9 protein-coding genes are annotated in these 12,368 nt (G+C 70.0%); 4 read left to right on the forward strand and 5 right to left on the reverse strand.

All coding sequences use genetic code 11. The annotated features are described in order from the left end of the window. Positions 1-162: 162 nt before the first annotated feature. Positions 163-1,017 (reverse strand): carbohydrate ABC transporter permease, encoded by an 855-nt coding sequence (locus ACH4ZX_RS05720; protein ID WP_398267992.1) that lies wholly within the window; start codon positions 1,015-1,017, stop codon positions 163-165. Between the two features lie 185 nt (positions 1,018-1,202). Between ACH4ZX_RS05720 and ACH4ZX_RS05725 the strand changes: the two genes are divergently transcribed. Beyond that, a complete protein-coding gene (locus ACH4ZX_RS05725; protein WP_398267995.1) occupies positions 1,203-2,411 on the forward strand; it encodes an RNA-guided endonuclease InsQ/TnpB family protein in 1,209 nt (402 codons plus the stop codon). Positions 2,412-2,424: 13 nt separating this feature from the next. On the opposite strand, the gene ACH4ZX_RS05730 is transcribed toward ACH4ZX_RS05725, so the two are convergent. Next, entirely contained in the window at positions 2,425-3,396 is a 972-nt protein-coding gene (locus ACH4ZX_RS05730) for a carbohydrate ABC transporter permease (protein ID WP_398267998.1), read from the reverse strand. Positions 3,397-3,483: 87 nt separating this feature from the next. Then, positions 3,484-4,803, reverse strand: a complete 1,320-nt coding sequence (locus tag ACH4ZX_RS05735) for an ABC transporter substrate-binding protein (RefSeq protein WP_398268001.1) — start codon at positions 4,801-4,803, stop codon at positions 3,484-3,486. 297 nt (positions 4,804-5,100) lie between these two features. Between ACH4ZX_RS05735 and ACH4ZX_RS05740 the strand changes: the two genes are divergently transcribed. Next, positions 5,101-7,506, forward strand: a complete 2,406-nt coding sequence (locus ACH4ZX_RS05740; protein WP_398268004.1) for a glycoside hydrolase family 2 protein — start codon at positions 5,101-5,103, stop codon at positions 7,504-7,506. Then, complete coding sequence (locus ACH4ZX_RS05745) at positions 7,503-8,534, forward strand: LacI family DNA-binding transcriptional regulator (protein WP_398268007.1); 1,032 nt, start codon at positions 7,503-7,505, stop codon at positions 8,532-8,534. The genes ACH4ZX_RS05740 and ACH4ZX_RS05745 overlap by 4 nt, the downstream gene beginning before the upstream one ends. 294 nt (positions 8,535-8,828) lie before the next feature. Here ACH4ZX_RS05745 and ACH4ZX_RS05750 read toward each other — a convergent pair whose 3' ends face one another. Beyond that, complete coding sequence (locus ACH4ZX_RS05750; protein WP_398268010.1) at positions 8,829-9,809, reverse strand: acetylxylan esterase; 981 nt, start codon at positions 9,807-9,809, stop codon at positions 8,829-8,831. Positions 9,810-10,071: 262 nt separating this feature from the next. On the opposite strand from ACH4ZX_RS05750, the gene ACH4ZX_RS05755 reads away from it, so the two are divergent. After that, a complete protein-coding gene (locus ACH4ZX_RS05755; RefSeq protein WP_398268013.1) occupies positions 10,072-10,545 on the forward strand; it encodes a hypothetical protein in 474 nt (157 codons plus the stop codon). Between the two features lie 125 nt (positions 10,546-10,670). On the opposite strand, the gene ACH4ZX_RS05760 is transcribed toward ACH4ZX_RS05755, so the two are convergent. Continuing rightward, entirely contained in the window at positions 10,671-12,089 is a 1,419-nt protein-coding gene (locus ACH4ZX_RS05760) for an ATP-binding protein (protein ID WP_398268016.1), read from the reverse strand. Positions 12,090-12,368 lie beyond the last annotated feature (279 nt).

Genomic DNA, 12,368 nt, shown 5'->3' on the forward strand with positions numbered 1-12,368 from the left:
GGGGGGGGGGGGGGGGGGGGGCCCCCCGGCGGGCGGGGGGCGGGGGGGCGGGGGGGGGGCCGGGGGCGGGGGGGGGGGGGGGGGGGGGGGCCGGCCCGCCGCCCGCGGCCGCCCCCCCCCGCCGCCCGGAGCGCGTCGAACGCGGGTCCCGGCGGCCCCGGTTCACTTCGTGGCGCCCCGCGCGAACCCGTTGTAGATGTAGCGCTGGAGGAAGAGGAAGACGACGAGCGTGGGCACGATGACGAGGATCGCGCCGGCCGAGATGTCCTCCCAGTGGGCGCCGAAGGGGCCCTTGAAGCGGAACAGGGCGGTGGACATGGTGCCCAGGTCCTCGGAGGGCATGTAGAGGAACGGGATGTAGAAGTCGTTGTAGACCGTGATGCCCTTGATGATGACGACGGTGGCGATCGCCGGCTTGAGCAGCGGGAAGATGATCCGCCAGTAGATGGTGAGCGCGTTCGCGCCGTCGAGCCGGGCGGCCTCGTCGAGGGAGACCGGGATGGAGCGGATGAACTGCAGGAAGATGTAGATGGACACGATGTCGGTGCCCATGTAGAGCAGGATCGGCGCCCATCGGGTGTCGAAGAGGCCGAAGCTGTTGACCACCTGGAAGGTGGCGACCTGCGTGGTCACGCCCGGCACCAGGGTGGCGACCAGGAACAGCCCCATGACCAGCTTCTTGCCGCGGAAGTGGAAGCGGTCGATGGCGTACGCGGTCATCGAGCCGATGATCACCGTGCCGGTGATGGAGAACAGCAGGATGAACGCGGTGTTCCCGAACGCCGTCAGCATCTGGCCGTCACGGAAGGCGGTGACGTAGTTGGAGAAGTTCAGCCAGTTGCCGGGGAGCTGGAACGCGCCGCCTCCGTCGGTCGCCTCCTTCGCCGTCTTCAGCGAGGTGAGGAACACCACGGCCAGCGGGATCAGGACCACCAGCGAGGCCAGGACCAGGGACAGATAGATGAGGGCCGAGCCGATGCCCCGGGGGCGACGGCCGTCCACCGCGTTGGCGGTCATCGGAGCCTTCTTTCGTGGATACCCCGGCCGTCAGGCCGGGATAGGGATACCTCCCGCTTGCGGGGGAGGAACAAAGCTGCTGCGGAGCAGGGCAGGAGAGGCCGGTTCGCCGCCAAGGCGGACGGGCGTCCACCGCCAACCGACCGGTCCCGGCCACTCACAGAATGACTGATAGCGTGCGAGGCGTGACACGGCAGGTCAAACGGGCGTTCAAGTACCGCTTCTACCCCACGAACGAGCAGGCGGCGGAGCTGTCGCGCACGTTCGGCTGTGTCCGCCTCGTGTACAACAAGGCGCTGGAGGAGCGCACCCGGGCCTGGCACGACGAGCAGCGCCGGATCTCCTACGTGCAGTGCTCCGCCGCGCTCACGGAGTGGAAGAAGACCGAGGAGCTGGCCTTCCTGACGGAGGTGTCCTCCGTACCGCTCCAACAGGCGTTGCGGCACCTTCAGACGGCGTTCAGCAACTTCTTCGCCAAGCGCGCGAAGTACCCGCGCTACAAGTCGCTCAAGAAGTCCCGCGCGTCGGCCGAGTACACCCGCAGCGCCTTCAAGTGGCGCGACGGGCGACTGACGCTGGCCAAGATGGCCGAGCCCCTGGACATCCGCTGGTCGCGCCCTCTCCCGGAGGGTACGCAGCCCACGACGGTGACCGTGTCCCGCGACGCGACGGGACGCTGGTTCGTGTCCCTGCTCTGCGAAGACACCGTCACCCCGGCGCCAGCCACGCATGCGGCGGTCGGCCTGGACGCCGGGATCACCTCCCTGGTGACCCTGTCCACCGGGGAAAAGATCGCCAACCCGAAGCACGAACGGCGAGACCGCGCCCGCCTCGCCCGCGCGCAGCGCGAGCTGTCGCGGAAAGAGAAAGGCTCTGCCAACAGGGAGAAAGCCCGTCGCAAGGTCGCCCGCGTCCATGCCCGGATCGCCGACCGACGCCGGGACTTCCTGCACAAACTGTCGACCCGACTCGTCCGTGAGAACCAAACGGTCGTGATCGAGGACCTCACCGTCCGCAACCTGCTCAAGAACGGCAGGCTCGCGCGCGCCATCTCGGACGCGGCCTGGACGGAGCTGCGATCCATACTGGAGTACAAGTGCGCCTGGTACGGGCGCGAACTCGTCGTGATCGACCGCTGGTTCCCGTCCAGCAAGCTGTGCGGGGCCTGCGGCACGGTCCGCGAGAGGCTGCCGCTGAACTTCCGCGAGTGGACGTGCGCCTGCGGCACGGTGCACGACCGCGACGTGAACGCGGCACGCAACATCCTGGCCGCCGGGCTGGCGGCGTCCGCCTGTGGAGACGGTGTAAGACCTCAACGGGAGTCCTCCCGGACGGGGCAGTCGTCAATGAAGCAGGAACCCCAGCGGGTGACCGCTGGAGTCCCCCGCTTTTAGGCGAGGGAAGAAGTCAAACGAGGTCCACCTTTTCGTCGGGCACGAGGCGGCGCTGGATCCAGGTGATCAGCAGGATGAACAGGAGCAGGACGACGGCGGCGGCGGAGGCCAGGCCCGTCTTGTTGAACTGGAACGCCAGCTTCACCGTCTGGATGACGAACGTGGTGGTGCCGGTGGCGCCGCCGGTCATGATGTAGGGGATCTCGAAGACCGACAGGGAGCCGGACACGGCGAGGATCACGCTCAGGCTGACCACGGGCCGGATGCTCGGCAGGATCAGGTAGCGGAACTGGTGCCAGCGCGAGGCGCCGTCGAGTTCGGCCGCCTCGTACAGCTCGCCCGGGATGGACTGGATCGCCCCCAGGAAGAGCACGAAGTTCAGGCCGGTGAAGCGCCAGACGGACACGCCCGCCAGGGAGACGTTCGCGGACGTCGGGGTGGAGAGCCAGGCGTGGTCGGTGCCGGCGCCGAACCAGGACAGCACCGAGTCGAGGGTGCCGCCGTCCTGGAAGAAGTACAGGAAGACGAACCCGATGGCGACGCCGTTGATCAGGTACGGGAAGAACAGGATTCCCTTGAAGAGGTTGCGCAGGCGCAGGTTGAAGCTCAGGACGGTCGCGAAGTACAGGGCGACGACGATCTGCACGGCGGACGCGGCCAGGTAGTAGAAGCTGACGAAGAACACCCGGAACAGCTCGGGCCGGGTGAACAGCTCGACGTAGTTGTCGGTCCCGGTGAGGTGGATCTCCGGGCTGACGCCGTCCCAGTCGGTGAAGCTGTAGTAGATCATGTTCGCCACGGGCACGTAGGTGAACGTGATCAGCAGAACCAGCGGGACCAGCAGGAACAGCCACGGGGTGGCCCTGCGCAGCGCTCCGCGGCGGGGACGGGAGCGGGAACCGCCCGTCGCCCGGCCGGCGCCGGCGCCCGCGGCGGTGCTCTCCTTGTCCACGCGTGCGGTGGACCTGTGGGTGGTGTGGGTCATGTCGGCCTTTCGGTCGTCCGCGGACGCGGTCGGCGGGCCGGGCCCGGCGAGGAGAAGTCCGTCACCGGGCCCGTCGCCCGCGGTCCGTCAGGAGCCCGCGGTCTTCTCCGCCTCGCTCCACTTCTTGTCGAGCTCGGCGAAGTAGTCCTTCAGGCTTCCCTTCTGGACGCCGCGCGCCATGTCGACCAGCTTCTGCCGGTAGTCGGGCTTGGCCAGGCCGATCTCGGCGGCGTTGTCGATGGCGTTGACCTCGCTGCTCTTGGCGTCGGACCGCTCCAGCATCGTGACACCGTTGTCCTCGAAGGGCTTCAGGGTGTCGGGCAGGGCGCCGGACTTGAGCGTGGGGATCGAGCCTTCGTTCTGCGCGAAGCCGGACTTGTCGGCGAACCAGTCGACCCACGCCCGCGCGGCGGCCTTGTTCTTGGAGTGGATGCTCACCGCTTCCTGGTAGTCGGAGGAGAGCATGCTGCAGAACTTGCCGTTCGTCTGCGCGGGGAACGGCATGAAGCCGATGTCGTCGGGGTTCTTCCCGGCCGTCTTCGCCGCGTTCTGCATCTGGCTGATGGCCCAGGAGCCGAGCTGCATGGTGGCTATCTGACCGCGGGCGATCATGCCCTTGGAGTTCTCCCAGTTGGTGGTCGTGGGGTCCTTCTCGACGAGCTTGTCGTGGACGACGTCGTAGAGCAGCGTGTCGATGACGTTGAGGTCGGTGCCCGCCGCCCACGGGGCGGTGGAGGTGGCCAGCTTGTCGTTGGCCGTGGCGTCGCAGGTGACCGAGCCGACGCTCGCGGCGCCGGCGGTCAGCGGCCACAGGTCCTTGAAGTTCGTGTAGTACGGCACCGCGCCGGTCTTGGCCTTGATGGCCTTGAGGTCGGCGACGAACTCCTTCGGGCTGGTGGGCCAGTCGGTGATGCCGGCCTTCTTCCAGACCGCCTTGTTGTAGACGAAGCCGTCGGCGTTGCCCACGGTGGCGAGGCCGTAGACCTTGCCGTCGACGTTCGCCTTGTCGGTGAAACGGTACTTCTTGCTCAGTTCACCGGCGCTGCCGAGGGAGGCGAAGAAGGAGGGGTAGTCCTTCTTGGCGATCGCGTTCGGGATCATCAGCACGTCACCGTAGTTGTCGGTGTTCATGCGGATCTTGACTTCACCCTCGTAGTCGGTGATGCCGTCGAACTTCACCGTCACCTTGGGATAGATCTTGTTGAACGCGGCCGCGTACTTCTTCAACGTGCCGTTCTGCACCAGGTCCGTGCGGTGTGTCAGGACCGTGATGGTGCCGGACACCTTCGCCGGGTCGGTCGCCGCGTCGGCGGACTCGCCCTTCGTCGCCGCCGCCCCGGTGCACCCGGTCGCGGTGAGCGCCGTGACGGCGATCAGTGCGGCGACGGCCAGCGTCTTCCTCCCCATATACCCCAGCTCCCTCTGTCTTGCGGCTCAGGCCCGCCTTTGGGCTGTCGGCACTATGGCACCGACCAATTGAACCGGTAAAGCTCACCCCCTCGCCGTGATACCCAATCGTTACCCGAGGGTTTCCGGATGGGGCGGAATTCGACCGGTTGGACCTGCGCAAGAACAGCGGAAAACCCACCAAACAGGCTCGTACCGCACAGGACTATACCGGTTTATGGACATCGCTTGCCGGTACAGCTAAGTTGGCGTGCGCCACGACCAGAACGACCTTGCATCAGGTGAGGGGAGCCGCACATGAAGGACGTCACCCTGCTCAGCGACGGGTGGGGGCTGCGCCATGAGGACGCGGTGCTGCCCGCCCGGGTACCGGGCTGCGTGCACAGCGATCTGCTGGCCGCGGGGCTCATCCCGGACCCTTTCATCGGCGCCAACGAACACGAGGTGGCCTGGGTCGGCGACCGCGCCTGGACCTACGTCGCCCGGCTCACGGCCGACACCGCGCACGAGCGCACCGACCTCGTCTTCGACGGTCTGGACACCGCGGCCGAGATCGCCCTGGACGGGGAACCGCTCGGCCGGACCCGCAACATGCACCGCTCCCACCGGTTCGACGTCACCGGCCGCACCGGGGAGCTCCGGGTGCGTTTCGCCCCGGCCCGCGAGGAGGCGGAAGCGGTACGGAAGACGGTCGGCGACCGGCCCAACGTCTATCCCGAACCGTCCCAGTACATCCGCAAGATGGCGTGCAGCTTCGGCTGGGACTGGGGCCCGACCGTCGTCACCGCCGGAATGTGGCGGCCGGTCCGCCTGGAGCACTGGTCGACCGCCCGGATCTCCCAGGTCCGGCCCCTGGTCACGGTCAGCGGGAACCGGGGCCGGGTCGAGATCCACCTCACCGTGGAACGCACCGCCGGCGGCGGTGGCCGTCCGCTGACCGCACGGGCGTCGGTGGCCGGGGTGGACACCGAGGTCACCTTCGAGGACGGCCACGCGCTGCTCGAACTGGACGTGCCCGACCCGCGGCTGTGGTGGCCGCGCGGGTACGGCGAACAGCCGCTGTACGACCTGGCCGTCACCCTCGCCGACGGCGACACCGCGCTGGACACCTGGCAGCGCCGGATCGGCTTCCGCACGATCGAGCTCGACCGCAGCGCCGACGAGCACGGCACCGGCTTCACCCTGGTCGTCAACGGCGTACGCCTCTTCGCCCGCGGCGTGAACTGGATCCCCGACGACGTCCTGCCCTCCCGCGTCACCCCGGAGCGTTACCGGCACCGCCTCACCCAGGCCGCGGAGGCGAACATCGACCTCGTCCGCATCTGGGGCGGCGGCATCTACGAGGACGACGCCTTCTACGACGTGTGCGACGAGCTCGGGCTCATGGTGTGGCAGGACTTCCTGTTCGCCTGCTCCGCCTACCCCGAGGAGCAGCCGCTGCGCGGCGAGGTGGAGGCCGAGGCGCGGGAGAACGTCGTACGCCTGATGCCGCACCCCTCGCTGGTGCTGTGGAACGGCAACAACGAGAACCTCTGGGGCTTCCGCGACTGGGGCTGGGAGCCCGAACTCGCCGGTGACTCCTGGGGCGAGGGGTACTACCTCGGTCTGCTGCCGCGTGTCGTCGCCGAGTTGGACCCGACCCGGCCGTACACCGCGGGCAGCCCCTGGTCCGGTTCCTGGGACCACCACCCCAACGACCCGGCGCACGGCACCCACCACTCCTGGGAGGTGTGGAACCGCCGGGACTTCGCCGAGTACCGCGACAGCGTGCCCCGGTTCGTCGCCGAGTTCGGCTGGCAGGCGCCGCCCGCCCTGGCCACCCTGCGCCGCGCGCTGCCCGGCGAGGACCTCGCCCCCGACTCGCCCGGCATGCTGCACCACCAGAAGGCCGAGGACGGCAACGGCAAGCTCAACCGCGGTGTCGAGCACCACTTCGTGCTGCCCGAGGGCACCGGGGACGCCTTCGACCGCTGGCACTACCTGACCCAGCTCGTCCAGGCCCGGGCCGTCGCCGCGGGCATCGAGCACTGGCGCTCCCACTGGCCGCGGTGCGCGGGCACCGTCGTATGGCAGCTGAACGACTGCTGGCCGGTCAGCTCCTGGGCGGCCATCGACGGGGACGGCCGGCTCAAGCCGCTCTACCACGAACTGCGGCGCCTGTACGCCGACCGGCTGCTCAACCTGCAGCCCGCCCCCGAGGGCGTCGTACTCGGCCTGGTCAACCAGTCGGCCGAGCCCTGGCGGGCCGAGGTCACCGTGCGCCGGACGAACGCCGACGGGACGGTGGCGGCCCAGGTGCCGATCACCGTGGAGGTGGCGGCGCGTGACGCGGTGCGGACCCCGCTGCCCGTGGACGCGCTCGGCCTCCCCGGCGACGGGCAGTTCCTGGTCGCCGACGTGGACGGACTGCGCGCCGTGCACTTCCCCGTGCCGGACCGTGAATTCCCCTATCCGCATCCGGGGTTCGACGTCCGGGTGGAACCGATCGCCGGTGATGCCGATACAGTCGATGTCGTGGTCACAGCGCACACCCTGGTACGAGACCTCTTCCTGCAGCCCGACCGCCTGGCCCCCGACGCGGTGGCCGACACCGGTCTCGTCACGCTGCTCCCCGGCGAGGAGACGAGGATCCGGGTCGGCGGCTGGCCCGGCCCCGACGCCGGACGGGCCCGCGCGGCGCTCTTCTGTGTGGAACCGGCGTGAGCGCACCCACCCAGCGCGTCACCATCAAGGACGTCGCGGCCCGGGCCGGCGTGTCGAAGGGGGCGGTGTCGCTCGCCTTCAACGGCAGGCCCGGGGTCTCCGACGCCACCCGGGACCGCATCTTCCAGGCGGCCCGGGATCTGGGCTGGGCCCCCAACGCCCGCGCCCGCTCCCTGTCGACCGGCACCAAGGTGGACACCATCGGCCTCGCGATCTGCCGACCGGCCCGGCTGCTCGGCCTGGAGCCCTTCTACATGGAGTTCATCTCCGGGGTCGAGAGCGTGCTGGCCGAGCGGTCATGCTCGCTGCTGCTGCACCTGGTGCGGGACGTGGACGAGGAGATCGAACTCCAGCAGCGGTGGTGGCAGGGCCAGCAGACCGGCGGATCGATCCTGGTCGACTTCCGCGAGAACGACCCCCGGGTACCCGCGCTGCGCGCCATCGGGCTGCCCGCGGTGGCGGTCGGCCACCCGTCGCTGACGGGCGGCTTCACCTCGGTGTGGACGGACGACGCCACCGCCGCCACCGAGGCCGTGCGGTATCTGGCGGCCCTCGGCCATCGCCGCATCGCCCGCGTCGGCGGTCCCACCGGGCTCGGCCACAGCGCCATCCGCGCGAAGGCGTTCTCCGAGGCCACGCGGGAACTGGGCATCTCCGACGACCTGCAGATCGCCACCGGTTACGAGGGCGAGGAGGGCGCCCGCGCCACCCGTTCCCTGCTGCTCATGGCCGAGCGGCCGACGGCCATCCTCTACGACAACGACATCATGGCCGTCGCCGGTGCCGCCGTCGCCGCGGAACTGGGCCTCTCGGTGCCGCGCGACCTCTCCCTGCTCGCCTGGGACGACTCCCAGCTGTGCCGGCTGACCCACCCGCCGCTGTCCGCGATGAGCCACGACGTGCACGGCTTCGGCGCCGACGCGGCGCGGACCCTGTTCGCGGTCATCGACGGCGAGGAACCCGCCTCCCACCAGGTCGCGACCCCCTCACTCACCCCACGCGGATCTACGGCGCCACCGCTGAGGTGAGGCCGGTGCCCGCGTCTGCCCCAACACCGGCACCGGCACCGGCACCAGCACCGTGGCGGGTGCCATCCGCCCGGAACGGCACACCGCTCACCGGGACGTCGGTCGCAGGGCGCCGGCCGCAGCCCGGGGCGGGCAGCGCCGCGGGCCGCGGCCGGGTCTTCGGGGTCATGGGCCATGGGTCATGGGCCATGGGCCATGGGTCGTGAGTCATGAGTCATGGGTCGTGAGTCATGAGTCATGGGTCGTGAGTCATGGGTCATGGCCCGGACCCGGCCGGTCCCCGGGACCATGCCGTCAGGAGCCGCCGGCCGCCAGACCCCGGGCGTGCAGCCAGGCCAGGTGCTCCCGCGGGGTCGAGCCGTAACCGCCGCCGTGGTCGGCGTACCGCCACACGCGGATGTCCCGCTCGCCGGTGTACCCGTTGTACGCCGCGTAGACCGTGGACGGCGGGCAGACCGGGTCCATCAGGCCCACGCTGAACAACGCCGACGCGGTGGCGCGGGCGGCGAAGTGCACCCCGTCGAAGTAGTCCAGCGTCGCGAAGGCGCGCTCCCAGGCGTCGGGCTTGTGCCGGCGCAGGTACTTCACCACCTCCACGTACGGGCCGTCGGAGGCGACCTCCGCACCCCGCCGGTAGTGGCACAGGAACGGCACGTCCGCGAGCAGCCCCGCCACCCGGTCGCCGGCCAGCCCCGCGACGGCCAGGGCGAGGCCGCCGCCCTGGCTTCCCCCCTGGACCACGATCCGGTCGGCGTCCACCTGCGGCAGCGCGCGGGCGGCGTCCACGGCACGGACGCAGTCGGTGATCAGACGCCGGTAGTAGTGGTGGCGCGGGTCGTCGATGCCCCGGGTCATGAACCCCTCGACCCACTGGGTGCCCTCCCCCGCGTCCCGGTCCGGGGTGTCGTGCCCCTGGCCCCGGCTGTCGACCACGAGGTTGGCGAAGCCCGCGGAGGCGAAGAGGAGATGGTCGGTGGGCAGGCCCCGGCCACCGCTGTAGCCGATGTAGGTGACGACCGTGGGCAGCGGCTGCCCGGCTCCGGCCGGCACGATCAGCCAGGCGGCGACGGGCTCGCCGTTCCAGCCGGCGAAGCGCACGTCGTACACGTCCACCGAGGTGAGCAGCGTGTCGTGGACCGGGGTGACGCGGGGAGCGCTGTCCTGGGCGCGGGCCTGCTCCAGGGTGTCCTTCCAGAAGGAGTCGAAGTCCTCCGGGGCGGAGTGCGCGGCGCGGTAGGTGAGCAGGTCGTCGAGCGGTATGTCGGTCAGAGGCATGGGGCTGTTCCGTCGTCCTTCCGGTCTGGCGGGGGCGTCGACCACTATGCCGAGCGCGTGACAACGTTGTCCACACTGCTTCAGCACTTCGCGGATCCGGCCCACGGGCTCACCGTCGCAGCCGTCGCGAGCGCAGGCGTGACGGCTCCGTGAGGTCCGGCTGTCCGAGGGCACTGTTACCTTCCGCCCATGACCGCATCGGACGTTCTCCTCCGCCGCCTCGAGCAGGACTCGTCGCTGGCTGCCGCGCTTGCCTGGCCGGGTGGGTGACTTCGACATCGACCGCCGGAACCCCGTCGAGTACCTTGTCCTGCCGTCGGGCCGGCCGCTGCACCCGATAGCCGGATGCGGCGCCGGTGGCACCTATTTCCTCTGCGGGGAGACCGGGGCCGAGCAGCGGGTTGTCCTGCATCCCGATTCCGAGGGCCAGGCCACTCTGATCGGCGCCGATCTCATCGAGGCCATCACCCTCGTCGTCGTGCTGCCTTTCTGGCGCGACCTGGCGAAAGGCTGCGCGATCAGCGAACTCGGCTCGGACCTGCGAGCCGACCATCCGGACTTCGACGCCGAGTGCGACCGCCTCCTGCACACCCTTGGACTCCCTCCCGTCTCCGAGGAGGAAGCCGCCACGCGACTGCTGGCCGTGGCCGCACGCACGGCCCCGGACTACGTACCACGCGTACCTGACGACGATCACCTGCCGTACGAGCTTCTGTTCCCGAGCGGGCCTGCATAGGGAAGCCAGGGCTCACCCGAGGCGGTGGCGTACTCCGCGAGCAGGCCGACGTATTCGTCGACTCTGAGAACGCGCTCGGCCGGCAATGCCTGCAGCCCGTCCCGCGCCTCGTCCGCAATCGCCACTCACAGCGGCCAAGCGGTCAGCAGATCGCCGGGGCCGTAGGCGGCATCGAGGCCCGGACAGTCGACGCCGCTGCGCGAGACCGCCACGACGGGGACGGGTTCGTCGGTGAGGGCGGCCCGGTGCCGATGGAGAGCCGCCAGGTCGTGCCGGTCGAAGGGCGACTGCTCCAGCCACTTGATGGAGCCGACGAAGAGCAGCTCCTTGGCAATGGGGGCGCGATCCGCCCCGACGATGTCGATCTCGACGTCGTTGGTGCGGGTCCAGTAGCCGCCCACCGCGGGCGCCGCGGGGAGCAGGTCGTCGGGCAGTATCCGGGCGAGCGCCTCGCGGATGAGCGGCTCGATCGCCCGGCCGCGCCAGCTGGTCCAACTGTCCCGGATCCGCGCCAAGGTCAGATCGCCCCGCCCGCGCTCGATCTCCTCCATGGCGGGGCCGAGCAGGTGCAGCCAGAAGCGCAGGTAGGGATCTGCCACCCGGTAGCGCCTGTCCTTCGACGGACGCAGCGATACGGGCAGCTCCGCGGCGACGATCCGCTTGTGCGTGAGCAGCTCCAGGGCCCGCTGCAACGGCGTGGCCCCGATTCCGCCGGCCGCACGGGCGATGTTGGTGAAGGTCCGCTCACCGCTGCCGATGGCCGCCAGCACCGTACGCGCCTGAGCATGCGGGGGGAATTCGGCGGCCAACGAGCGCTCGGCCGACACCAGCAGGGCCGAGACGGGGTCATTCAGGGCCTCGCCGAGAAAGCCCCACAGCCCCGCGCCGTGCGGCCACTCCGCGCAGATCAGCGGCAACCCGCCGGTGACCAGCGCGGCGTCGAAGGCTTCCGCCGGCTCCAGCCCGAGCATCCTCCCCACCTCGGCGGGGTTCAGAGGCCCCAGCACCATCTCCCGGCCGCGCTGGTGGAAGGGTCGCCCGTAGCTGTTCAGAGCCTCCATCATCGACAGATCGGAGCCGATGAGGACCAGCAGCACCGGCCTGGTCTCCAGCACCCGGTCCCAGGCCCGTTGCAGCATCCCCTCGAAGGCACCATCGGCATCCATCAGGTACGGCACCTCGTCGATGACCAGCACGCTCGCCCGGTCGGCGGGCAGCGCCGCGGCCAGCACGTCGAACGCAGCGTCCCAGCTCTCCGGCCGCGCGGCGGCCACGAGCCCCGCCAACGGCAGTGTCGACGCCTGGGCGTCCCGGGCCAGCCCTGCCAGATCATCCCTGGAGGACGCACCAGTCGCCGCGTAGAACAGGAACGGAGCTCCGGAGCGCTCCGCGAAACGCTCGACCAGTCGCGACTTGCCCACCCGGCGCCGCCCGCGCAGCATCACGCACCGACCGGGCCGCTCGCCGCCGACCCCTGCCGCCACCTTCTGCAGCTCTCGCTCCAGCGTCGCCAGCTCCTGCCGACGGCCCACGAACTCCACCATGCCTGCCGACCTCCACGCACGTCACTAACAACAATGTTAGTAACATAGACGTTGGCAGAGTGCTCCGCCATGATTGTCCACGGGCCGCGACTTCCCAGCACCGTCCCGGGAGAGGCCAGGGGCCCGACCTCGGACGGCCGGGCCCGTTCGACCTGTACGTTTGCCAGATCGACGACGTGGCGACACGTCACCCGCCAGGCGTTGAAGCGGAACATCTGCGGGCTGATCCTGACCTGCTGCGGAGTCCACTTAAGGGCTCTGACCTGGACTTTCCACGTT

The organism is Streptomyces sp. NPDC020490 (assembly GCF_044335305.1).
Classification (GTDB): Bacteria; Actinomycetota; Actinomycetes; order Streptomycetales; family Streptomycetaceae; genus Streptomyces.